A 23,280-nucleotide genomic window follows, 5' to 3' on the forward strand; every position below is an offset into this window, starting at 1 on the left:
CGCCTTCGCCGCGCTGCCGGTTAAACGTGGCCATAAAACGCTGCGCGGCGACAATAAAAGTCCGCCAGGTAAGGTGTTTCTGATGGTTCTAATAACCCCTCAGCACCGCTCCACCAGGTCAAATTCTTCAAACATCAGCGGCATGTCGGGTGAGAAACAGCCGGCGCGGGTGAAAAACGCCTCGTGCTCATTGCGCCAGTAAGCGAGGCTTAAATCGCCTTCGCCTTCCAGTGCGGCGAGTTGTTCAGTAACGTCGCAAAATTTCACCAGCCGTAGCGTGTGGGTGCGAATAACGCACAGCGGCTCGCCCGCGCCGTTGAGGATAATGTGGTAATCCCCCGGCAGGACCGGGTCGGCGTCTTGCCGCCAGGCGTGATAATCGCTGCAGCTGGCACGTTTGGTGCCGTGCGCCACCAGCGCGCCCAGTTCATCCGCCATGTGCGGTGAGTCGCCAAAGCCCCAGGCCGCGCGCCAGGGTATTTCTGTTGCAGTTCGTCTACGGTCATTCTGATACTTCCTTGTTAAATTAATGTAAGGAAATAGCATATCGTGAAAAAAGAGAGCCTGCTAATGATTATTTAATCGTTCGGTATGATTAATTAATCGGGGCGTTAAAATAAGCCGCTGTTTTTGCCCCGATAAAAAATAAAAACTGCCGTAAAGTAGTGTAAACGGGTTGAGAAAATTCTGGCGGCATGGTTTAATTCGGGCGTGTTTGACTACCGAGGCCAATTTTGATCCGCAACGACGAGAAGCAAGACCGCGGATAAATTGAAAGATTATGGACAACCTGTTCAATTGTTTTATCTCCCTGTTTTACGTTTCTTCCACTCCTTTCCCTGCCACCTTTCTTTGCGGTGAACAGCACTGGCGCACGGCGCTTTAGTCCGTCTCTCTTCTGAATTTTTTCAGGCCGTCACTGTACGCCTGTTACTGTTTTAATCGTTTTTAATGACGCGTATTTACGCGCCATCTGATATGCCTGTGTATTTTTTCAGGCAGGAGAGAGATTATGATTTACTGGATTTTATTAGCATTAGCGATTGTGTCGGAAATTACCGGGACGCTGGCATTAAAATGGGCAAGCGTTGGCGGTGGCCACGCCGGATTTATTTTAATGCTGGTGATGATATCCCTTTCTTATATTTTACTGTCTTTTTCTGTTAAGCGTATTGCGCTGGGTGTGGCTTACGCCCTGTGGGAAGGTGTCGGGATCGTCTTAATTACGCTCTTTAGCGTGTTGCTGTTTAACGAAACCCTGACGGTGCAAAAAGCGCTGGGCCTGCTGGTATTAATTGCCGGGATTTTACTGATCAAAACCGGCACCCGTACCGTGAGCCGCAAGGCGGAGGTGCGTCATGTCGCAGGTTGAGTTACAGCATATTCTCTGGCTGCTGCTGGCGATAGGCCTCGAAATTATCGCCAATATCTGGCTGAAATTCTCCGACGGCTTTCGCCGCCCGGTCTATGGCGTGGCGTCGCTTGCCGCCGTTCTCGCCGCCTTCAGTGCGCTGGGGCAGGCGGTGGAAGGCATCGATCTGGCGGTGGCGTACGCGCTGTGGGGCGGTTTCGGGATCGCCGCGACGGTGGCGGCAGGCTGGATTATGTTCGGCCAGCGGCTTAACCGCAAAGGCTGGGCCGGGCTTGGGCTGCTGCTGGTGGGTATGGTGATCATCAAGCTGGCGTAAGCCGTAAAGCAAAGAGAGAGGGGCGCTAAGCGCCCCTTTTTTTATTCGCTCGCCAGCGCTTCGAGGCGCTCGCGAAAACCGGTTACTGAAATCGCACGGTTATCGGCGCGCCAGCGGTCTTTGGCGGCGGGCGCTGAGCTCTGCACGCCAATCAGTTGCCAGCCGGTGTCGGTGCGCAGCATCAGCGGCGAGCCGCTGTCGCCCGGCAGCGTGTCGCACTGGTGCGCCAGCACGTTACGCTGCGCCCAGCCGGTAATCAGGCAATCCTGATGACTGTAGAGCGCGTCGAGATGATCTTCCGGGTAGCCGGACTGCGTCACGCGCCGCCCTGTCGCTTTGAGCGCCCGGTTCAGGGCCGCGCGATCGCCTTCGAACAGCGGCAGCGGCGTCAGGCCAGACGGCGGGTTACGCAGAATAATCAGCCCGAAATCTTCCGGCGCGGCGGACGAGGGCACAATCCAGCCTTCGCCGTCGGCTTTCAGTTTATGCCCGAGCGACGGCGACACGCGCCCTTCAATGCTGTGAATTTCGTAGCGCCACGCCCCTTTATGCGACACAAAACGCAGCGCCACCGCACGGTCTGGGGTGCCGTCCGGCGGAGAGAGCAAACAGTGCCCGGCGGTCAGCGCCAGGTGCGGGGAGATAAGCGTGGCGGTACACAGGTTACCGCTTTCGGTTTCAAGCTGGCCGATGGCATCCCACGGGGACGCGGCCGGGTCCGGTACGGGCGTGCGGTCATCATGACCAAAAAAGAGGGTCTGAACGTCGCTTGCGGTCTCAGACGCGTCATCGCCCTCGTCGGCATGGGTAATAAAAGCGGGTAATAGTAGCGATCCCAGTAACAAAAAAACGGTTTTGCGCATATCACTCTCTGGTGGGGCAATTATGATTATTAAAGTAACCCTGTGAGGTAACTATAGACGTGACGCGAGCAAAGTGAGAATAAAATCAGCGTGCTAGCGACGTTTACCAGTAAAAAAAGATCGACAGCGCGCCGCATAACAGCAGCAGCGTCAGGATTATCTCAAACTGATAGCGGCGGATCATGTCGGGCCTCCGGAAACGCAGCCCGCGCGTCCGGCGCAAACGGCGACGCGCGTGCCTGAGCGCGCAGGCCTGACAAAAGCGGCGAAAAAAAACGGCGGGGCGTGAAGAGACTATAACGGCGCGGCGGGGCGGGCGTCCGTAGGTGATTAGTATCGGCGTGTAACGGAATGTACACACCGGGCGCGCGGCCCGGCGTATACGACGGCGCTACAGGTAGCGGGCTGTCAGGTGATCGCGGAAATAGCGCGGGTTGAGATCGTCGCCGGTGGCGTTAATCATCAGCTGCGAAGTGGTAAAGCGGCTGCCGTGCTGCCACACCGACTGACGCAGCCAGTCAAACAGCGCGCGCAGATCGCCTGCGCCAATCGAGGCATCCAGGTTCGGCAGCGCCTGGCGTGCAGCGTGGAAAAGCTGAGCGGCATACATCGCGCCAAGCGTGTACGACGGGAAGTAACCAAAGCCGCCATCCGTCCAGTGAATATCCTGCATACAGCCGTCGCGGTAGTTGCCGGTGGTGGAGAGCCCCAGCCACTGCTGCATTTTCTCATCCCACAGGGCCGGAATGTCGTCCACTTCAATATCGCCGTCGATCAGCGCCCGCTCAATCTCGTAGCGCAGCACCACGTGAGCCGGGTAGCTCACTTCATCGGCATCGACGCGGATAAAGCCTGGCTTGACGCGCTGGTTCCACGCCAGATAGTTCTCCTCTTCAAACGCTGGTTGCTTGCCGAAACGCGAGACCACCTGCGGCAGCAGCAGCTTCAGGAACGGACGGCTGCGCCCGAGCTGCATTTCGAAGAACAGGCTCTGGGATTCATGGATAGCGGTAGAGCGGGCAAGCGCCACCGGCTGGCCCGGCCATTCGCGCGGCAGGTTTTGCTCATAACGGGCATGGCCGGTTTCGTGGATCACGCCAAACAGCGCGCTGAAGAGTTCGTTTTCGTCATAGCGGGTGGTGATGCGCACATCTTCCGGCACGCCGCCGCAGAACGGGTGCGCGCTGACATCCAGCCTGCCGCCGTCGAAATCAAAGCCGAGAAGGCGCATCGCCTCAAGGCCCAGCTCGCGCTGTTGCGCCACCGGGAACGGCCCCTGCGGTGTGGTGAGAACGGTGCGTTCCTGTTTTTCCACCGCGCGGGCGAGGAGATCCGGCAGCCAGCTGCGCAGATCGCCAAACAGCGTATCGAGACGCGCGCTGGTCATGTCCGGTTCGAAAATATCGAGCAGGGCGTCATAGCGCGAACAGCCTTTGGCTTCGGCGCGAATAGCGGCCTCTTCACGGCTCAGCTTGACTACCTCTTTGAGATTTTCCGAGAAGCCGTCCCAGTCGTTGGCCGGACGCTGGCTGCGCCAGGCGTGTTCGCAGCGGCTGCCCGCGAGCGATTTGGCCTCGACCAGCGCTTCCGGCAGCAGCGCCGCCTGCTGGTAGTGGCGCTGCATTTCGCGCAGGTTTGCCTGTTCGAGATCGTTTAAGTCTTCCTGTTCCGCGCCGCGCAGCCATTCGGCCATCTTTTTGTCGGTCAGGATCTGATGCTGCAACACGCTCAGCTCCGCCAGGGCTTCGCCGCGCGCACGGCTGCCGCCCGGCGGCATCATGGCGAACATATCCCAGCTTGCGATAGCGGAGAGATGAGAGAAGCGGGAAAGCCGCAGGAACGTGCGGCTAAGCTGTTGATAGTTTTTGTTTTCCATAAGGCCTCGTGACGTTGTCGGCAAGCAGAAAAGGTAGCACTAACCCTGACGAAACACGAGGCCCGAAGGGCGATTAACGGACGCGGCGGTGCAGCCCGCCGCCCACCAGCAGCGCCAGCACCAGCAGCAGCGCGATAAACCCGCCGACGCCGTTCCAGCCGTAGCGGTGCCAGAACAGCCCGCCGAGCGTGCCCGCGAAGCTTGAGCCTAAGTAATAGCTGAACAGATAGAGTGAGGACGCCTGGCCTTTGGCGCGCCGCGCCCGCGGGCCTATCCAGCTGCTCGCAACGGAGTGCGCCGCAAAGAACCCGGCGGAGAAGAGCAGCATACCCGCGAAAATCAGCCACAGGGATGAGAACAGCGTGAGGAGCAGGCCGCACAGCATCACGCCGGTAAAGCCGAGCATCACCGGGCCGCGGCCGAAACGCGCGGTCATCGCGCCCGCTTTCGGCGAGCTCCAGGTGCCGGTGAGATACGCGACCGACAGCAGGCCCACCGCCGCCTGGCTTAAGTGCCAGGGCGACAGCATCAGCCGATAGCCGATGTAGTTAAACAGCGTCACAAACGCGCCCATCAGCAGAAAGCCTTCGGCGAAGAGCAGCGGCAGGCCGTCGTCGCGCCAGTGCAGGCGAAAGTTAATCAGCAGCGTGCGCGGGCGCAGCGACGAGGCGCGAAAATGGCGTGAGGCCGGAAGAATTTTCCAGAACATCAGCGCCGCCGCGAGCGCAAAGCAGCCGATAAACGCCATCGCCACGCGCCAGCTGAAGAAATCGGTGATAACCCCGGTGAGCAGACGGCCGCTCATCCCGCCAATTGAGTTGCCGCTGATGTAAAGCCCCATCGAGAACGCCACCATGCTGGGGTGGATCTCCTCGGAAAGATAGGTCATGCCGACGGCCGCCACGCCGCTCAGCGACAGCCCAATCAGCGCGCGCATCAGCAGAATGCCGTGCCAGCTGTGCATCATGGTGGCGAGCAGGGTGCAGATGGAGGCCAGCAGCAGAGCGGTGACCATCACGTTCTTGCGCCCGATAGCGTCGGACAGCGGCCCGGTGAACAGCAGCCCCACGGCCAGCATCCCCGTGGCGACCGAGAGCGAAATACTGCTGGCGGCAGGCGTGACGCCAAATTCCTGCGACAGCACCGGCAGAATGGGCTGTACGCAGTAGAGCAGGGCGAAGGTGGCGAGGCCCGCCGAGAAGAGCGCGAGCGTGACGCGCATAAAGGCGGGCGTGCCGCGTTTGATATACGTTGCCGGCGCGGCAGTTACGGTATCGTCAGCAGCCTGCGCCGACGGGGCGCTGACGGTAGTGGTACGACTCACAGCATATCCTTACGTAATATCCCCGCGATTGCTGGCTGCGGGTGAGGCACACACACGAAGAGTAGAAAGCGGCGAATCATCTGTCTAATATATTAATAATCTCAAATAATATGTATTAAATATGAATATCGAACTGCGTCATCTTCGCTATTTTGTAGCGGTGGCGGAAGAGCTGCATTTTGGCCGCGCCGCCGCCCGCCTGAATATCTCCCAGCCGCCGTTAAGCCAGCAGATCCAGGCGCTGGAAGCCCAGACCGGCGCACGGCTGCTGGCCCGCACCAACCGCAGCGTCACGCTCACGGCGGCGGGCAGGCAGTTTCTCGCCGACAGCCGCCAGATTTTAAGCGAGGTGGAAGCCGCGGCGGTGCGCGCCGCGCGCCTGCATAACGGTGAGACCGGCGAACTGCGCATCGGTTTTACGTCATCGGCGCCGTTTATCCGCGCCATTTCCGACACGCTTTCCGTGTTTCGCCGTCGCTACCCGGATGTGCATTTACAGACGCTTGAGATAAACACCCGCTCGCAGATAGCGCCGCTGACCGAAGGGCGGCTCGATGTCGGGCTGATGCGTAATACCCCGCTGCCGGAGACGCTCGCCTGGCAACTGGTGCTGCGCGAGCCGCTGCTGGCGCTCATCCCCTGCGATCATCCGCTCGCCGCGCGCGAGGCGGTGTCGATAAGTGAGCTGGCGGGCGAGCCGTTCGTCTTTTTTGACCCGCACGTTGGCACCGGGCTGTATGACGATATTCTCGGGCTGTTGCATCGCTACGGCGTGCAGCCGCGCATCACGCAGGAGGTGGGCGAAGCGATGACCATCATTGGCCTGGTGGCGGCGGGGCTCGGCGTGTCGATTCTTCCGGCGTCGTTTCAGCGCGTGCGGTTAGAGGAGATGCGCTGGGTAAAACTGCAGGAGCCGGATGCAATTTCAGAAATGTGGCTGGTCTGGGCGCGGCATCAGGAGCAAAGCGCTGCGGCACAACGTTTTATTTCTCTGCTTAACGGGGCCGCGCAATGGCCGGAAACGGCCGCCGATCTGTATAAAAATGTGCGGTAAATCACAAGGCTAAGTAAAAATTTGACGCGCCCTGGCGAAGTGATTCACCATAGCCGAATGTTTATTTCGAAGCGCGAAAATAAGGGAGCAGGACGTGGTTGCTGACAGTCAACCGGGCCATATCGATCAGATAAAACAGACCAATGCGGGCGCTGTCTATCGCCTGATTGATCAGCTTGGCCCGGTATCACGTATCGATCTTTCCAGACTGGCGCAACTCGCCCCCGCCAGCATTACCAAAATCGTGCGCGAAATGCTGGAGGCGCATCTGGTTCAGGAGACGGAAATCCAGGAGCCAGGCAGCCGTGGTCGCCCCGCCGTAGGGCTCGCGGTGGAAACCGACGCCTGGCACTACCTTTCGGTGCGCATCAACCGCGGTGAAATCAACCTCGCGCTGCGCGATCTCAGCAGCAAACTGGTGGTGGAAGAGCAGCTCGATCTGCCGTTGCAGGAGGCCCGCCCGCTGCTCGATCGCATTATCGACCATATCGATCGCTTTTTTATCCGCCATCAGCGCCAGCTGGAGCGCCTCACCGCCATCGCCATTACGCTGCCTGGCGTGATTGATACCGAACACGGGCTGGTGCGCCAGATGCCGTTTTATGACGTCGTCGATATGCCGCTTGGCGCGGCGCTGGAAGCGCACACCGGCGTACCGGTGTTTGTTCAGCATGACATCAGCGCCTGGACGATGGCCGAAGGGCTGTTCGGCGCGTCACGCGGCGCGCGCGACGTGATTCAGGTGGTTATCGATCATAACGTCGGCGCGGGCGTCATTACCGACGGCCGCCTGCTGCACGCGGGCAGCAGCAGCCTGGTGGAGATTGGCCACACGCAGGTCGATCCTTACGGCAAGCGCTGCTACTGCGGCAACCACGGCTGCCTTGAAACTATCGCCAGCATCGACAGCGTGCTGGAGCTGGCGCAGCAGCGGATGAATCAGTCGATGGGCTCGATGCTGCACGGACAGCCGCTTAGCGTGGAGTCGCTGTGCGACGCGGCGCTGGCGGGCGATCTGCTGGCGCGCGATATTATTCTCGGCGTCGGCGTTAACGTCGGGCGCATTCTCGCGATTATGGTCAATCTGTTTAATCCACAAAAAATTCTGATTGGTTCGCCGCTTAACCGGGCGTCCGATATTCTCTTTCCGGCGATTGCTGACGCCGTTCGCCAGCAGTCGCTGCCCGCCTACAGCCGGAACATCAGCGTGGAAAGCACCCAGTTCTCAAACCGCGGCACGATGGCGGGCGCAGCGCTGGTGAAAGACGCGATGTATAACGGTTCGTTGTTGATTCGCCTGCTGCAAGGCTGACGACTTGCCCTTGATCCACTAAAAATTGCGCTAACTCAAGCTGACCCTGAAAGTCTTCTTTTAGACTTTTGCCACTGGATCATTCTTTTTAACACAATGGCAGATGGAGTCAGCGATGCTTAAGCGCGTCTTTATTACCGGTACAGATACCGCCGTCGGGAAAACGGTGGTTTCCCGCGCCCTGTTACAGGCGCTGGCCGCCACCGGCAAACGCGTGGTGGGCTATAAGCCGGTGGCGAAAGGCAGCAAAATGACGCCGGAGGGGCTGCGCAACAAAGATGCCCTGGTGCTGCAAAGCGTCTCATCCCTGGCGCTGCCGTATGAGGCCATCAACCCCATCGCGTTCAGCGAAGAAGAGAGCAGCGTGGCGCACAGCTGCGCCATTAACTATTCGCTGCTGTCAAACGGCCTCGCGCAGCTGGGTGAGCAGGCGGATCACGTGGTGGTGGAGGGCACAGGCGGCTGGCGCAGCCTGATGAACGATTTACGCCCGCTTTCCGACTGGGTGGTGCAGGAGCAGTTGCCGGTGTTGATGGTGGTCGGCATTCAGGAAGGGTGTCTGAACCATGCGCTGTTAACCGCGCAGGCGATTGCGAGCGACGGTCTGCCGCTGGTGGGCTGGGTGGCGAACCGGATAAATCCGGGGCTTGCGCATTACGCCGAAATTATCGAGGTGTTAAGCCAGAAGCTGCCCGCGCCGCTGGTTGGCGAATTACCGTATCTGCCGCGCGCCGAGCAGCGCGATTTAGCGAAGTGGGTGGATGTCACGCGTCTTGGTGCAACCGACCCGTTGCGCGCCGCGGTGTGAGTGGTTTTATGGCGGGTGCGCTGCGCTTACCCGCCCTACGGAACAGACGGTGGAGCAATAATGTAGGGCGGGTAAGCGCAGCGCACCCGCCTTGTGGAACAGACGGCAGGAGACGCACCCGCCGTTTTACTCACCCTTCGTGAATATTGAGCGCCCGTCGCGTACGCCCGGAGCTGAGATAATCGGCGATATAATCCTGTGAAATCTCACCGCTGTAGCGGCCGTCTTCATCCACGATCGGCATCCAGACCGTGTTGTGCTCGTAAAGACGTGATAACACCACGCGCAGGTTATCTTCCGCTTTACCGGTCACGCGGAACGGGTGGGTGATATCGGCGCAAACGCCCGTTGCGCCGCGCGCTTCGCGACGCTTCACAAATCCCAGCGGCTTCTCGTTCTCGTCCACCACCGTTACGGAACGCATATCGTTGTCGTCCATCAGCGCGAACGCCTCTGCAAGCGGCGTCGAGCTACGCACTGTAATCGTCGGCTGTTTGTCCGTCACATCGCCCGCCTGAATCAGCAGCAGGCGTTTCAGCGTACGATCCTGGCCCACAAAAGAGCCGACAAACTCGTTGGCCGGTTTCGCGAGCAGCTCGTCGGGGCTGGCGCACTGAATGATTTTCCCCTGGCGGAACACTGCGATGCGATCGCCAAGCTTCAGCGCTTCGTCGATATCGTGGCTCACCAGCATCACCGTTTTCTTCAGCTGGCGCTGCATCTCCAGGAACTGATTCTGGATAACCTCGCGGTTAATCGGGTCGACCGCGCCGAAAGGCTCATCCATCAGCAGCACCGGCGGATCCGCCGCCAGCGCGCGAATAACGCCGATACGCTGCTGCTGGCCGCCGGACATCTCTTTCGGGTAGCGGTTGAGGAAGCGTTTCGGATCCAGCGCCACCATCGCCATCAGCTCGGTCGCGCGTTCCTTGCAGCGCGCTTTATCCCAGCCCAGCATCCGCGGCACCACGGTGATGTTCTCTTCAATCGTCATATTCGGGAACAGGCCAATCTGCTGAATGACATAACCGATATTGCGGCGCAGCGTGACGGTATCGAGATCGGTTGTGTCTTCGCCGTTAATAAAAATCTTGCCGCCGGAGGGCGCTATCAGCCGGTTGATCATTTTAAGCGTCGTGGTCTTGCCGCAGCCAGACGGGCCGAGCAGCACGCACATTTCGCCTTCCGGCACGTTCAGGTTGACGTTATCGACGGCGTTAAACGTCTGGCCGTTCTTCTGCACAAACTGTTTGGTGAGGTTTTCAAGTTTAATCATTAGCGGATCCCCTTCGGCGTCAGCACAACCTGCAGGCGGTGCAGTAACCAGTCCAGAATAATGGCCAGTAAACAGATCATCAGCGCACCGGCGATAAGCATACGAATGTCGCTCCCGCCAATGCCGTTAAGCAGCAGTAACCCCAGGCCGCCCGCGCCGATAACGGCGGCGATCGCCATCACGCCGATATTCATCACGACGGCGGTACGAATGCCGCCGAAAATCACCGGCAGCGCCATGGGAATTTCCACCCAGCGCAGGCGCTGCCAGAACGTCATGCCGATACCGCGACCGGCTTCGCGAAGCCCCGGCGGCAGGCTGTCGAGCGCGGTGTGCGTGTTACGCACGATCGGCAGCAGCGAGTAAAGAAACACGGCGGTGATGGCGGGCAGAGCGCCAATGCCCTGGCCTATCAGCGAGAAGAGCGGGATCATCAGCCCGAACAGGGCGATGGACGGAATGGTCAGCACCAGCGTCGCGAGCCCCAGCACCGGCGTGGCGAGCCATTTATGGCGCACAATCAGAATGCCGAGCGGCACCCCGATAACAATCGCAAAGCCCACCGCCAGCAGCACCAGCCACAGGTGCTGGAACGTAAGGCTCGCCAGAAAACCGGCGTTATCGATCATATAGTGAATGGTATCCATCATCCCTCCTTAAAGCAGACCTTTGTCGCGCAGGAAGTCGCGGGCGACCTGCTGCGGCGTCTGGTGATCGATATCCACCTTCGCGTTAAGCGTGGTGATGGTCTCGTTATCCATCAGGCCGGAGATCGTATTCAGCGCCTCCTCAAGCCCCGGATTCGCCGCCAGCGTATCCTTACGCACGACAGGCGTAACGGCGTAGCTCGGGAAAAAGCCCTTATCATCTTCCAGCACTTTTAAATCGAAGCCTTTCACGCGCCCGTCGGTGGCGTAGACCAGGCCCGCGTCCACAAAGCCGTCGCGGATGGCGTTATAGACCAGCCCCGGGTCCATCTGGCGGATTTGCGGGCGGTCGAGCGGCATGTTGTACGCCTGTTGCAGCGGTTTCATGCCGTCACTGCGCCCGTAAAACTCCAGGTCGAGCGCCAGCATCCAGTTGTTATCCGGGTCGGTTTTGCGCACCTGTTCGACTTTCTGCGCCAGCTGCGAAATCGTCGAAATATGCTCCTCTTCGGCGCGCTTGCGCTGCATCGCGAACGCGTAGGTGTTGTTCATGCTGGCGGGTTTCAGCCACACCAGCCCGAGCTTCGCGTCGAGCTTTTTCACCGTGTTATAGGTTTCCTCGGGCGTCATTCGTTTATTGATATGGTTGAAGATAATCAGCGACGTGCCGGTGTACTCCCAGGTCATGTCCACCTGTTTGTTGATCATGGCGTTGCGCGAAATTACCGTCGCGATATTGGTGCGCGGCTCCACCTGAAAGCCTTTCTTTTGCAGGTAAAGCACCGTCATGGCGGAGAGAATATGTTGCTCGGTAAAGCTCTTGGTGGTCAGCACCAGCGGTGCGGCGCGGGCGGCGGTCGTGGCCAGCAAGAGGCCCGCGGCGGCGAGAGCCAGCCAGCGATTCAGCAGGGTCATCGGAATCTCCTTATCATCAGGCGGTATGCGGGCTGAGCACGCGGCCAAGTGCTGCGAGCGCCATATCCAGAATCAGCGCGAACAAGGCCGTGGCGGCGGCGCCAAGAATGAGCGTCGGAAAATCGTTCAGATAGATGCCAGGGAAAATCAGCTCGCCGAAGCTGCTCGCGCCGATAAGAAAGGCGAGCGGCGCGGTGCCGACGTTAATGGCGGTCGCGATGCGAATGCCGGAGAGCATCACCGGCCAGGCGTTTGGCAGCTCCACCTGCCACAGCCGCTGGCCTTTGGTCATTCCAATGCCGTTGGCGGCTTCAATCAGCGAGCCCGGCACCGAGCAGAGCCCGGCGTAGGTGTTACGCACAATCGGCAGCAGAGAAGCCAGAAACAGCGCCACGATAGCGGGTTTATCGCCAATGCCGACGACGACCATCGCCAGTGCCAGCACCGCCAGCGGTGGCAGGGTATTGCCGACGTTAAAAATCTGCATCGCGTATTCCGCAAAGCGGCGCGCGGCCGGACGGCTTAACAGAATGCCGCTCGGGATACCGACGGCGAGCGCCAGCGCCATTGAACTGAACACCAGAATCAGGTGCTGTTTACCCAGATAAAGCAGATCTTCGCGGCGGGCGGCGAGGGTCTCGGGGCCGATGCCCCAGACCAGTAAGGCAATAACGGCCGCGAGCCCGGCCAGCGCCCCGATGGCGCGTAAAGTCAGTGAGGCTTTCTGCATGAGGCGTTGTCTCCCTGGTGCACGTTTTATGGCGATAAGGCTCGCCTGTTGTTATGCCGTGTGTCGGCAGGGTGTATTGAGCTATAGCAACCGGGCGGGAAGGATTCCACATTACGTGACATTTATCTGGCGAATGATTTACCCGGGCAATTAACGATTTCCCCTTATCCCGCCTCGCTTCCCGGGCGCGACAGAGAATTATCTTAAAAGGCAGGTAGAGGAAGTGACGCCGTAACAAAACGGGCGTCTATAGCGAAAAAATCCCGGCAGGGCGCGCAGTTATGGTAGCGTCAGAAAAAACTGAAACCAGAAAGTGGAACGTAAAACGATGGGGCTGTTGATTAAAGCGCTGCTCGGCGCGGCGGTAGTGGTGCTGATAGGCATGCTGTCGAAAACCAAAAATTACTATATCGCAGGGCTTATCCCGCTTTTTCCGACGTTTGCGCTGATTGCCCACTATATCGTCGTCACCGGGCGCGGCGTGGAGGCGCTTCGCACCACGGTGATTTTCGGTATGTGGGCCATCATTCCTTATTTTGTCTATCTGGCCTCGCTGTGGGTGCTAAGCGGCATGGTTAAAGTGCCGCTGGCGCTCGGCGGCGCGGTGGCCTGCTGGTGCCTGAGCGCCTGGCTGCTGATTGCGCTCTGGAGCCGCTTTCACTAACGGTAAAGCGTTTTTTGCGAAACCGGCATCAGCAGCCCGCTGCGCCAGTGGGTAAGCGTCGCACGGGTCAGCTCGCCCAGCGCCTCGTAAAACGGATGTTGCGCCTGCGCGCAGAACACCTCCAGAAAGCGCGGCGCGAAGGGCAGCAGATGCCAGGCCAGCAACTCATCGAGCTCGCGGGTTTTTCCCTGTTCCGCAAGCCAGGCCGCCAGCAGCAACAGCAGACCGATATGATCCGCGGGCTCATTTAGCGGCGTTTCAAAGGCGATGGCGTTGTCACGCAGCCACCCCTGCAGCGCAAGCGTGGAGTCGCCAAACAGCACCGATTCACGATCGAGCCAGACCGATCCCCACGGCGGCGCGGGCAGCGCGTGCGGGCCGATAAAGAGCCGCTGCCACGCCTGCGCCAGCGTTTCATCCCCGTTGTTCAGCGTGTAAAACCCGGTCACGCGTGCGCTATCAAACCCGCAGGGCCATTCGCGTTCCCAGCCCGGCATACGCAGCGCGTCCACAATGGCGCGCGCTTCGGGTGCCTCGGGTGAGTAATAAAAGAGCGCGCCCAGAATGCGGGCGCAACAGGCGATATCCGTTAATTTTTCTTTCACTGCGTCACTGTCCTGAAAAAGCCGGGCGGCGTCGCCGCCCGGAGATTATCCCGCAACGGCCATACCGACCGTCATGTGCAGCCCATAAAAGAGGCCGCGACCGATAAGCTCGCCTGCCAGTACCAGCGCAAACCCTGCCGCCAGCCCCCACGGGCGCGGCGGAACGCGGCGCACCAGCGGGCAGAGCCAACAGCCGATGCCGAGCGCCAGCAATACCATGCGCCACGCCTGCCAGAAGCCGTAATCCGGCAGCAGGGCGCTCGCCTGTTGTACGGAGCTGTGAATGCCTGCAAGGCCCGCGCTCTGCATCAGCGCCGCCGCGACGCTTATCACCAGTGCGAATACGCTCACCATCGCGAACTCCCGCGGGCCAGCGACGCCCGCGACGGCGAGCAGAAGCGCGCCGAGCAGCGGCCCGCCGAGAAACGCCGTCAGGAAAAAGCCGAGCGTGGTATAGCCGTTATGCCAGGTCGGCACGGTGTTTATCTGATAAACGTGGGTCATCGCGAAGATAAACAGTACGCCGAGCGCCATCGCCACGATAAGCCAGATTTTCCCGAGCGCGTCGGGCATTTTCCCCAGCACCGCCACCAGCCACCACAGCCCACCGACCGCGAAAAACAGCGATCCGCTGGCGATTTCATTACTGAGCGGCGAGTGCCCGAGGCGGTTCAGTGAATTGAACGCGCGCAGCGGCGAGCCGAGATGCATCACCGAGGCGAGAAAGGCGATGCCCATCAACACCCAGAGAAAAAACATGGCGCGCACCATGCGCGGGCGTTCATCCTTAAGGCCTGTAAACCACGCCAGCCCGGTGACGATAAGCCCGCCCGCCACGCACTGGCCGAGCACGGTGAATAACACCAGCGGCCATTCATGCCATCCGCTTCCCATTTCAGACCTCCTTCGGATTCGCCAGTTTGCCGGTGGTGTCACCGGTCGGGCGGCTGTTTGCGTTGGGTTTAATCACAATATTCGGGCGGGTAAAGTGCGCGGCGGGCAGCGGCGCGACCTGCGCCAGCGAACCGTACTTTTTACGCAGTTCGTCAATCGGCGCCATATCCAGCGCGCGCAGCGGGCAGGACTCAACGCAAATCGGTTTTTTGCCCTCAGCGATGCGTTCATAGCAACCGTCGCATTTAGTCATATGCCCTTTGGCGGCGTTGTACTGCGGCGCGCCGTACGGACAGGCCATATGGCAGTAGCGACAACCAATGCAGACCTCTTCATTCACCACCACAAAACCGTCCTCGCGCTTGTGCATCGCACCGCTGGGGCACACTTTGGTGCAGGCCGGATCTTCACAGTGGTTACAGGCTATTGAGAGGTAGTAAGCGAAGACGTTCTGATGCCAGACGCCGTTATCCTCCTGCCAGTCGCCGCCCGCGTATTCATAGATGCGGCGAAAGCTGACGTCAGGGGTGAGATCTTTGTAATCCTTGCACGCCAGCTCGCAGGTTTTACACCCGGTGCAGCGGCTGGAATCGATATAAAAGCCGTATTGTGTGGTCATCGGAACTCCTTACACCCTGGCAAGCTGAACGAGATTGCTGTGCGACGGATTGCCTTTCGCCAGCGGCGAGGGCCGTTGCGTGGTCAGCACATTGATAGAGCCGGCGTGATCGACGCCCTGCGCATCAGGCTGGTACCACGCGCCTTCGCCCAGCGCCACGACGCCGGGCATAATACGCGGCGTCACTTTCGCCTCGATGCGCGCTTCGCCGCGCGCATTCCAGACCCGCACCAGGTCACCATCGTTGATGCCGCGCGCCTGCGCATCCTGCGGGTTTATCCAGACCTGCTGGCGACACGCGGCCTGTAACACGTCCACGTTGCCGTAAGTCGAGTGGGTGCGGGATTTGTAGTGAAAATCGGTGAGCTGGAGCGGGTACTGCGCGCGCAGCGGGTCGCTTACCTGTTCAAAACCGGGGCTGTAGACCGGCAGCGGGTGAATGACATCGCCTTCCGGCAGCTGCCAGTGCGCGGCGATGTCGGCAAGCGCCGACGAGTAGATCTCGATTTTACCGGAGGGCGTGTCGAGCGGGTTGGCAGTCGGGGCTTCCCGGAAAGCCTGATAGGCGACGTGATGGCCCTGCGGATCACGAAGCTTAAAGATCCCCTGTTGGCGGAACGTGTCGAAATCCGGCAGTTCCGGGATCGCGCGCCGCGACTGCGCGTAAAGGTGACGCAGCCAGCCTTCCTGAGTACGGCCTTCGGTAAATTTATCACTGACACCCATGCGCACGGCGAGCGCGCTGGTGATGTCATAGATAGTGCGACACTCAAAGCGCGGCGCAATCGCCTGATCGGCGAAAATCACATAGGCCATATTGCCGCAGGAGGCGTCGAGCGCGAAATCCATCTGCTCCGACGCGGTGCAGTCCGGCAGCAGGATATCGGCATAGCGCGCCGAGGCGGTCATATGGCAGTCGATCACCACAATCAGCTCGCACTTTTTGTCATCCTGCAAAATTTCATGGGTGCGGTTGATCTGCGAATGCTGATTGATAAGACAGTTACCGGCGTAGTTCCAGATCATCTTAATCGGTACGTCGAGCTTCTCTTTGCCGCGCACGCCGTCGGCGGTGGCGGTCATCGACGGGCCGCGCTCGATAGCGTCGGTCCAGGTGAACATCGAGATGCTGGTCTCAACGGGGTTTTGAAGCGTCGGCATTCGTTCGAAAGGGAGTGAAAACGAGCCTTCGCGCGCGCCGCTGTTGCCGCCGTGAATGCCGACGTTCCCCGTGAGGATGGGGAGCATCGCTATCGCGCGGCAGGCCAGCTCGCCATTGGAATGGCGTTGCGGCCCCCAGCCCTGGGCGATGAACGCCGGTTTCGCCTCGCCGATTTCACGGGCGAGTTTGATAATGCGCGCTTCGGGAATGCCGGTGATGGGGGCGGCCCAGGCGGGCGTTTTGGCGGTGCCATCCGGCCCGTCGCCGAGAATATACGCCTTATAGTGGCCGTTCGCGGGCGCGCCGGGCGGCAGCGTTTTCTCGTCGTAGCCAACGCAATAATTATCCAGGAAAGGCTGATCGACATAGTTTTCAGTGATCAACACCCAGGCGATCGCGGACGCCAGCGCGGCGTCGGTGCCGGGGCGGATCGGGATCCACTCATCCTCGCGTCCGGCGGCCGTGTCGGTATAGCGCGGATCGATGACTATCATCCGCGCCTGCGATTTCGCGCGCGCCTGCTCAAGGTAATACGTCACGCCGCCGCCGCTCATGCGGGTTTCGCCGGGGTTATTGCCAAACAGCACCACCAGCTTGCTGTTTTCAATATCAGACGGGCTGTTGCCGTCGGCCCAGCCGCCATAGGTGTAACTAAGGCCGGCTGCGATCTGCGCGCTGGAGTAATCGCCGTAATGATTAAGATAGCCGCCGCAGCAGTTCATCAGCCGGGCAAGCAGCGTTTTCCCCGGCGGCCAGGAGCGCGTCATGGTGCCGCCGAGCGTGCCGGTGCCGTAGTTAAGGTAAATCGCCTCGTTACCGTAGTCGCTGATGATGCGCTTCATGCCCTGGGCGATGGTGTCCAGCGCTTCATCCCAGCTGATGCGCACAAATTTGCCTTCGCCACGTTTGCCGACGCGCTTCATCGGGTATTTCAGGCGGTCCGGGTTGTAGACGCGTCGTCGCATGGAGCGGCCACGCAGGCAGGCGCGCACCTGGTGCAGCCCGTTGTAGTCATCACTGCCCGTGTTATCGGTTTCAACATAGCGGATTTCGCCATTCACCACATGCATACGCAATGGGCAGCGGCTGCCGCAGTTGACGGTACAGGCGCTCCAGACGACGCGCTCGTCCGGCGCGCTGATGGCCTGCCCGACGGCGGCGGCCACCTGTCTGACCCCGAAGGGCAGGGAGATGCCGCCTGCCGCGAGCGCCAGACCGCCAAGCGCGGTGGATTTCACCAGCGTGCGGCGGCTGATCTCGACCGGACTATCGGTATTTGACATTACTCACTCCTTGTCTCCGCAAAAGAGACGCAATGTGTTTTCTGGTTGTGGTTTTGTTTTTATGGTCGGCCTGCTTGCCCGCGTTTCAGGCGACGCCAGAAAGGCAAGAGACAGGTGGCGACAGGTGCGACGATGAAACCGGATTGCAGAAAAGTAGATGGCTAATGATTAGCGCAGAGAAGAGTTTTACTCATAACGGAGTAGAAAACGTTAACGAGGGTCAATAGATGTGGCGTATGGAAGGCGGGAAATAAAAAAGGGGCCGAAGCCCCGTGTGCGGTTATTGCGGTTCGCTGGCCGCGCCCTGCGACGTTCCGCCGCCGCTGGCGTTGCCGCTTTGAGTACGGGTGTAGAGAATTTTCTGCGTATCGTTCGCGCAATGTCCGACCACCTGCGCATCCGGCTGGTCAGCCTGGTCGTTAGGAACGATAGTTAACGTAAATCCGGTTTCCGGTACGCCATTATTAATGATGCGCTGTTCAATATCGGCTTTAACCCGTTCACAGGAGTTTTGCGCGGCGCTGACCGGTAATGTCGCAGCCAGCAGGAGGGCGCCTGCCCAGTAACGTTTTTTCATTAACGGCTCCTTATTGACGTAAAACAGATGTAGTAAGCATAGCAGTTGTTATATATATCACTGACTTTTCAGATATCATGCCGCTTTTGGCGAGGCCGCAGAAGGATAATAAAGACGTGAAAAACTACGTGACGGTAATGATGGTAACGCTTGTGCTGACCGGCTGCGATAAGCCGGACGCGCTCGCGCCGTTCAGCCCGGAGATGGCCAGTTTCTCAAGCGAGTTTAATTTCGATCCGCTACGCGGCCCGGTAAAAAACTTCACTCAGAAGCTGATTAACGACAGCGGCGAGGTGGAGACGGAAGTTAACGGCACCCTCTCGCAAGAAGGGTGCTTCGAGACGCTGAATTATTCCGACAAACCGAGTAACAGCCATCTGGCGCTGGTGCTGGACGCTAATTACTATCTCGACGCGATAAGCCGCGAAAAGCGTATCCGTTTACAGGGCAAATGCCAGCTTGCCGAGCTGCCGGCGGTGGGCATGGTCTATGAAACCAACGATCGTGAATTTGTCGTGAAAGGGCACACGCCCGAAGTATCAACCACCTACCGCTACGATGATGAAGGCTATCCGCTCGGCAAAACCAGCAAAACCAAAGACGCAGAACTATCGACCGTCGCGACGCCGAGCGATACGCGTAAAAAACATGACTACACCTCGGTGACGACGCTTAACAGTAAAGTTATCGATACGGCGAAACAGAGCTGCGAATATGACCGCCATCTCAACCCGTCAAGCTGCGTACTGGAAATTACCGACGCCAGCGCGACGCCGCCCGTGCTGCATAAATTCACCATTCAGAACGAAATCAATTATTACTGACAGGCTGTTAATACGAACCTGAGAAAAGCGCAGGTATTCCTGCGCTTAAATATTACTGCGCGGTGGGTTTCAGCAGCGTCGTCCCGGCGGGTTTGAGGTTCGTCAGGTACTGATGCTGGAAAATACACATGCGGATGGTGTTGCGGTACTCGCCATTAATAAAGAATTCATGGATCAGTTCGCCTTCCACCATAAAGCCGAGCTTGCGGTAAATATGAATCGCTTTGGCATTCTCTTTATCGACGATCAGATAGAGCTTATAGAGATTCAGCACCGTAAAGCCGTAATCCATCGCCAGTTTTGCCGCACGGCTGGCGAGGCCTTTGCCCTGATGCTCCGGTGAAATGATTATCTGAAATTCAGCGCGGCGGTGGACGTGGTTAATCTCCACCAGCTCCACCAGGCCTGCTTTATCGCCGTCACACTCCACCACAAAGCGGCGTTCGCTCTGGTCGTGGATATGTTTATCGTAGAGATCGGAGAGTTCGACGAACGCTTCATAAGGCTCTTCGAACCAGTAGCGCATGACGCTGGCGTTATTGTCGAGCTGGTGGACGAAACGCAAATCTTCACGTTCCAGCGGGCGCAGTTTGACATCAACGTAGTCTGACATCGTTCATCCTTTTATGCGCGGGAAATACCGGCCCCCGCTGTGCGGGAGCCGTGATACAAAGAGGGTTTACGGATTAATGACGCGGCCGGTGCGGCGGTCAAGACAACGCAGGGTGTTGGGCTCCCAGTAGGCGTTCAGATTCGCGCTTTTCTCGCAGTTGTCTTTGGCGTCGAACGCGACATCTGCTTTATCCCACTCTTTTTCGGTACGCTTGTTCACTTTCTGGCGTAAAGAACGGGTGTCATTCCATTGCTCTTTATCCATCGCGGCATCCTGGCGGGTCCGCGCGTTATCGCCAGACTCAATAATCAGTTTATCGGTTTGCGCGTTAGCGACGCCTGACAGCGCGCCGGTCAGCAACGCCAGCAGCAGTGAGTGGCGAAGGAATTTGTTCATAGCGATATCCTTAAGAAGCGGTTCTTGTCGTAAAGCCGACACGCTTTACTATATCATCGTGCGCGATTTGCGCACAGCGGCAGCGATTGCCGATATTACCTCAATGAGCCTCAATATGATTAAAACCACTTTGCTGTTTTTTGCCACCGCGCTTGCGGAAATTATTGGCTGTTTTCTGCCGTGGCTGTGGCTGCGCAAAGGGGCGAGCGTGCTTTTACTGTTGCCAGCGGCGCTGTCGCTGATGCTGTTCGTCTGGCTGCTCACGCTGCATCCGGCGGCGAGCGGGCGGGTATATGCCGCTTACGGCGGCGTCTATGTGATGACCGCGCTTATCTGGCTGCGCGTCGTCGATGGCGTACGCCTGAGTCTCTACGACTGGGCAGGGGCGGCGGTCGCGCTGTGCGGCATGTTGATTATCGTCGCAGGCTGGGGCCGCGCCTGACGCGCTTCTGATTTCACCTGACTTTTCTGGTAACCGCGCTTCACGCTTTGTGAAGCGTCGCGCATCTTTCCGCTAAATCAACTTGTATGGTAGTTAAGTTAGTTGAGCGTAATGCGTACAAATTACGCATCGTTGTTACACAAAAGGAAGGATGCATGAAGATCAGTAAAGCGGAAGTGTTTGTCACCTGCCCGGGGCGCAACTTCGTGACGCTTAAAATCACCACCGATGATGGCCTGACGGGGCTTGGCGACGCCACGCTGAACGGGCGCGAGCTTTCCGTCGCCAGTTATCTGCGCGATCACCTCTGCCCACAGCTGGTAGGGCGCGACGCGCAGCGCATCGAGGATATCTGGCAGTTTTTCTACAAAGGCGCGTACTGGCGGCGCGGCCCGGTGACGATGTCGGCGATTTCCGCCATCGACACGGCGCTGTGGGATATCAAAGCCAAAGCCGCCGGAATGCCGCTGTACCAGTTGCTCGGCGGCGCGTCGCGCGACGGTGTGATGGTTTACTGCCACACCACCGGCCACACCATTGATGACGTGCTTGAGGATTACGCGCGCCATAAAGAGCAGGGGTTTAAGGCGATCCGCGTGCAGTGCGGCGTGCCGGGCATGAAAACCACTTACGGAATGGCGAAGGGCAAAGGGCTGGCGTATGAGCCTGCCACCAAAGGCCAGTGGCCGGAAGAGCAGCTCTGGTCCACCGAAAAGTATCTCGATTTCACGCCAAAACTCTTTGAGGCGGTGCGCGAGAAATTTGGCTTTAACGAACACCTGCTCCACGACATGCATCACCGTCTGACGCCCATCGAGGCGGCGCGTTTCGGTAAAAGCATTGAGGATTACCGTCTCTTCTGGATGGAAGATCCGACGCCCGCCGAAAACCAGGCCTGTTTCCGGCTTATCCGCCAGCATACCGTGACGCCGGTTGCGGTCGGTGAAGTCTTTAACAGCATCTGGGACTGTAAACAGCTTATCGAAGAGCAACTGATTGACTACATCCGCACCACGGTGACCCACGCGGGCGGGATTACCGGCATGCGCCGCATCGCCGATTTCGCCGCGCTCTATCAGGTGCGTACCGGTTCGCACGGGCCGTCGGATCTCTCGCCGATTTGCCACGCCGCCGCGCTGCATTTCGATCTCTGGGTGCCGAATTTCGGCGTGCAGGAATATATGGGCTATTCAGAGCAGATGCTGGAAGTTTTCCCGCACAGCTGGTCGTTCGACAATGGCTACATGCATCCTGGCGAGAAGCCGGGGCTCGGCATTGAATTTGATGAAAAGCTGGCGGCGAAATACCCCTACGATCCGGCGTATCTGCCGGTAGCCCGCCTTGAAGACGGCACGTTGTGGAACTGGTAACCCTGCATCACCGCGGCGCGCTGCGGTGACAATAATAAAAAACCTCCGGACCCTACCCATGAAAATTAAACACTTACGCTGGTATATGATAGGCCTGGTGTCGCTGGGCACGATTATCAACGCGCTGGCGCGCAGCTCGCTCAGCGTCTCGGCCCCGACGCTTTTTACCGAACTGCATATCAATGAGCAACAATACGCCTGGATTTTAAGCGCCTTTCAGTTCGCCTATACGCTTGCGCAGCCGCTCTGCGGATTCTTTATCGACGTGGTGGGCTTAAAGCTCGGCTTTTTCATCATGATTATCGCCTGGTCCGTGACCAACATGGCTCATGCCGCCTGCAACTCGTGGGGCGGGCTGGCCTTCCTGCGCGGGCTGATGGGGCTTAGCGAAGCCTCGGCGATCCCGGCAGGGGTGAAGTGCAACTCCGAATGGTTTCCGGCGAAAGAGCGCGGCATCGCAGGCGGTGTGGCGAATATCGGCACGTCGATTGGCGCGATGCTGGCGCCGCCGCTCGTAGTGTGGGCCATTATGGCCTACAACTGGGAAATGGCGTTTGTCATCACCGGCGCGCTCGGGCTTGTCTTTGCCGTTATCTGGTGGTTTGGCTATGAATCCCCCGCGCGCCATCGGGCGCTCAGCACGGAAGAGGCGCGGCTCATCGAAGAGGGGCAGGAGAAGCATCTGGAGGCTGACGGCAGCAAACCGTCGGTGATGCAGATCCTGCGCCAGCGCAACTTCTGGGGCATCGCGCTGCCGCGCTTTCTGGCTGATCCTGCCTGGGGCACGATTAACTTCTGGCTGCCGGTCTATCTGATGACGGTGCGGCATATGCCGCTTAAAGATATCGCTTTGTTTGCCTGGCTGCCGTTTCTGGCGGCGGATTTCGGCGGCATGGCGGGCGGCTTTCTCAATAACTTCATGATGAAGCGCTGGAATATCTCGACCATTAACGCGCGGCGTATCGGGTTCAGCACCGGCGCGGTGCTGATGCTGCCGCTCTCGCTGGTGGGGTTTGTGGAGAGCGCCTATGTGGCGATAGCGCTGGTTTCCGTCTGCGCCTTTGCCCACCAGATGCTCTCCACCCAGGTGATTACGATGGCGACCGATCTCTTCCGGCGCAATGAAACCTCTACCGTCAGCGGTTTCGCCGGTACCGCGGGCTGGACGGGCATTTTTATCTGCACGCTCATTATGGGCGGCCTGGTCAATACCGTTGGCTACAACCCGTTCTTTATTATTCTGAGCCTGATGGATATCGTCGGCGCGATTATCCTCTGGACGTTCGTTAAAGCGCGCGTGGCGGATAACCTGGCCGCGAAGCCTGTTACCGTCTGATC

Annotated in this window: 25 protein-coding genes and 1 pseudogene; 11 read left to right on the forward strand and 15 right to left on the reverse strand. The window is 59.1% G+C overall.

Annotated elements, in window-relative coordinates; translation table 11 throughout:
* Nucleotides 1-99 precede the first annotated feature (99 nt).
* Nucleotides 100-506 (reverse strand): annotated as a pseudogene (locus G6041_RS04815) (ASCH domain-containing protein).
* A gap of 275 nt (nt 507-781) precedes the next feature.
* Here G6041_RS04815 and G6041_RS21655 point away from each other — a divergent pair.
* From G6041_RS21655 to mdtI, 3 genes are all read left to right on the forward strand, one after another.
* Nucleotides 782-886: a protein YdgV gene (locus G6041_RS21655; protein ID WP_419669701.1), complete on the forward strand. Its 105-nt coding sequence runs from the start codon at nt 782-784 to the stop codon at nt 884-886.
* Nucleotides 887-1,012: 126 nt separating this feature from the next.
* Entirely contained in the window at nt 1,013-1,372 is a 360-nt protein-coding gene (gene mdtJ, locus G6041_RS04820; protein WP_007868015.1) for a multidrug/spermidine efflux SMR transporter subunit MdtJ, read from the forward strand.
* Nucleotides 1,359-1,688, forward strand: a complete 330-nt coding sequence (gene mdtI / locus G6041_RS04825; protein WP_007775321.1) for a multidrug/spermidine efflux SMR transporter subunit MdtI — start codon at nt 1,359-1,361, stop codon at nt 1,686-1,688. Before mdtJ ends, mdtI begins: the two co-directional genes overlap by 14 nt.
* A gap of 41 nt (nt 1,689-1,729) precedes the next feature.
* Here mdtI and G6041_RS04830 read toward each other — a convergent pair whose 3' ends face one another.
* The 3 genes from G6041_RS04830 to G6041_RS04840 form a co-directional block, all read right to left on the reverse strand.
* On the reverse strand, nt 1,730-2,551 hold the full coding sequence (locus G6041_RS04830; RefSeq protein ID WP_012124695.1) for a trypsin-like serine peptidase: 822 nt from the start codon (nt 2,549-2,551) through the stop codon (nt 1,730-1,732).
* Nucleotides 2,552-2,942: 391 nt separating this feature from the next.
* Entirely contained in the window at nt 2,943-4,427 is a 1,485-nt protein-coding gene (locus G6041_RS04835; RefSeq protein ID WP_054628779.1) for a carboxypeptidase M32, read from the reverse strand.
* A gap of 73 nt (nt 4,428-4,500) precedes the next feature.
* Entirely contained in the window at nt 4,501-5,751 is a 1,251-nt protein-coding gene (locus G6041_RS04840) for an MFS transporter (RefSeq protein ID WP_012124698.1), read from the reverse strand.
* Nucleotides 5,752-5,872: 121 nt separating this feature from the next.
* Between G6041_RS04840 and G6041_RS04845 the strand changes: the two genes are divergently transcribed.
* The 3 genes from G6041_RS04845 (at nt 5,873) to bioD (ending at nt 8,925) form a co-directional block, all read left to right on the forward strand.
* Complete coding sequence (locus G6041_RS04845; RefSeq protein WP_012124699.1) at nt 5,873-6,805, forward strand: LysR family transcriptional regulator; 933 nt, start codon at nt 5,873-5,875, stop codon at nt 6,803-6,805.
* A gap of 94 nt (nt 6,806-6,899) precedes the next feature.
* Nucleotides 6,900-8,117: a sugar metabolism global transcriptional regulator Mlc gene (mlc, locus tag G6041_RS04850; protein WP_007867994.1), complete on the forward strand. Its 1,218-nt coding sequence runs from the start codon at nt 6,900-6,902 to the stop codon at nt 8,115-8,117.
* 115 nt (nt 8,118-8,232) lie between these two features.
* Nucleotides 8,233-8,925, forward strand: coding sequence for a dethiobiotin synthase (gene bioD, locus G6041_RS04855; protein ID WP_014728824.1), 693 nt, complete (start codon nt 8,233-8,235; stop codon nt 8,923-8,925).
* A 130-nt stretch (nt 8,926-9,055) separates the two neighbouring features.
* Here the strand turns inward: bioD and osmV are convergent, their stop codons facing one another.
* Genes osmV through osmY form a run of 4 tightly spaced genes read right to left on the reverse strand, consistent with a single transcriptional unit; the run spans nt 9,056 to nt 12,493 of the window.
* Nucleotides 9,056-10,201, reverse strand: coding sequence for an osmoprotectant ABC transporter ATP-binding protein OsmV (gene osmV / locus G6041_RS04860; RefSeq protein WP_004387233.1), 1,146 nt, complete (start codon nt 10,199-10,201; stop codon nt 9,056-9,058).
* A complete protein-coding gene (gene osmW, locus G6041_RS04865; protein WP_004387234.1) occupies nt 10,201-10,848 on the reverse strand; it encodes an osmoprotectant ABC transporter permease OsmW in 648 nt (215 codons plus the stop codon). Before osmW ends, osmV begins: the two co-directional genes overlap by 1 nt.
* Before the next feature lie 9 nt (nt 10,849-10,857).
* A complete protein-coding gene (osmX, locus tag G6041_RS04870; protein ID WP_007867988.1) occupies nt 10,858-11,763 on the reverse strand; it encodes an osmoprotectant ABC transporter substrate-binding protein OsmX in 906 nt (301 codons plus the stop codon).
* 16 nt (nt 11,764-11,779) lie between these two features.
* Entirely contained in the window at nt 11,780-12,493 is a 714-nt protein-coding gene (osmY, locus tag G6041_RS04875) for an osmoprotectant ABC transporter permease OsmY (protein ID WP_004387236.1), read from the reverse strand.
* A 328-nt stretch (nt 12,494-12,821) separates the two neighbouring features.
* On the opposite strand from osmY, the gene G6041_RS04880 reads away from it, so the two are divergent.
* Entirely contained in the window at nt 12,822-13,157 is a 336-nt protein-coding gene (locus G6041_RS04880; protein WP_004387237.1) for a GlpM family protein, read from the forward strand.
* On the opposite strand, the gene dmsD is transcribed toward G6041_RS04880, so the two are convergent.
* The 5 genes from dmsD to G6041_RS04905 all read right to left on the reverse strand — a co-directional run bounded on the left by dmsD (nt 13,154) and on the right by G6041_RS04905 (nt 18,297).
* Complete coding sequence (dmsD, locus tag G6041_RS04885; protein ID WP_012124702.1) at nt 13,154-13,762, reverse strand: Tat proofreading chaperone DmsD; 609 nt, start codon at nt 13,760-13,762, stop codon at nt 13,154-13,156. The two genes, G6041_RS04880 and dmsD, sit on opposite strands and share 4 nt — an antisense overlap.
* A gap of 45 nt (nt 13,763-13,807) precedes the next feature.
* Entirely contained in the window at nt 13,808-14,656 is an 849-nt protein-coding gene (locus G6041_RS04890; RefSeq protein WP_012124703.1) for a DmsC/YnfH family molybdoenzyme membrane anchor subunit, read from the reverse strand.
* A 1-nt stretch (nt 14,657) separates the two neighbouring features.
* Nucleotides 14,658-15,275, reverse strand: coding sequence for a DMSO/selenate family reductase complex B subunit (locus tag G6041_RS04895; protein WP_007867979.1), 618 nt, complete (start codon nt 15,273-15,275; stop codon nt 14,658-14,660).
* Nucleotides 15,276-15,284: 9 nt separating this feature from the next.
* Nucleotides 15,285-17,720 (reverse strand): dimethylsulfoxide reductase subunit A, encoded by a 2,436-nt coding sequence (gene dmsA / locus G6041_RS04900; RefSeq protein ID WP_012124704.1) that lies wholly within the window; start codon nt 17,718-17,720, stop codon nt 15,285-15,287.
* Nucleotides 17,721-18,000: 280 nt separating this feature from the next.
* Entirely contained in the window at nt 18,001-18,297 is a 297-nt protein-coding gene (locus G6041_RS04905) for a DUF1161 domain-containing protein (RefSeq protein WP_007867972.1), read from the reverse strand.
* Between the two features lie 116 nt (nt 18,298-18,413).
* Here G6041_RS04905 and G6041_RS04910 point away from each other — a divergent pair, with 116 nt between their 5' ends.
* Nucleotides 18,414-19,121 carry a YnfC family lipoprotein gene (locus G6041_RS04910; protein WP_015386706.1) on the forward strand — a complete coding sequence of 236 codons (708 nt, stop codon included), beginning with the start codon at nt 18,414-18,416 and terminating at the stop codon, nt 19,119-19,121.
* Nucleotides 19,122-19,173: 52 nt separating this feature from the next.
* On the opposite strand, the gene speG is transcribed toward G6041_RS04910, so the two are convergent.
* A complete protein-coding gene (gene speG, locus G6041_RS04915) occupies nt 19,174-19,734 on the reverse strand; it encodes a spermidine N1-acetyltransferase (protein WP_004387243.1) in 561 nt (186 codons plus the stop codon).
* 66 nt (nt 19,735-19,800) lie between these two features.
* Nucleotides 19,801-20,130, reverse strand: coding sequence for a DUF1283 family protein (locus G6041_RS04920; RefSeq protein WP_004387244.1), 330 nt, complete (start codon nt 20,128-20,130; stop codon nt 19,801-19,803).
* 115 nt (nt 20,131-20,245) lie between these two features.
* Between G6041_RS04920 and G6041_RS04925 the strand changes: the two genes are divergently transcribed.
* From G6041_RS04925 to G6041_RS04935, 3 genes are all read left to right on the forward strand, one after another.
* Nucleotides 20,246-20,572 (forward strand): YnfA family protein, encoded by a 327-nt coding sequence (locus tag G6041_RS04925; protein ID WP_004387245.1) that lies wholly within the window; start codon nt 20,246-20,248, stop codon nt 20,570-20,572.
* Nucleotides 20,573-20,727: 155 nt separating this feature from the next.
* Nucleotides 20,728-21,942, forward strand: coding sequence for a D-mannonate dehydratase ManD (gene manD / locus G6041_RS04930; RefSeq protein ID WP_004387246.1), 1,215 nt, complete (start codon nt 20,728-20,730; stop codon nt 21,940-21,942).
* Between the two features lie 58 nt (nt 21,943-22,000).
* Nucleotides 22,001-23,278 carry an MFS transporter gene (locus tag G6041_RS04935; RefSeq protein ID WP_007901437.1) on the forward strand — a complete coding sequence of 426 codons (1,278 nt, stop codon included), beginning with the start codon at nt 22,001-22,003 and terminating at the stop codon, nt 23,276-23,278.
* The last annotated feature ends 2 nt before the right edge of the window (nt 23,279-23,280 follow it).

The organism is Cronobacter sp. HA18003, from assembly GCF_011605905.1.
Taxonomy (GTDB): domain Bacteria; phylum Pseudomonadota; class Gammaproteobacteria; order Enterobacterales; family Enterobacteriaceae; genus Cronobacter; species Cronobacter sakazakii.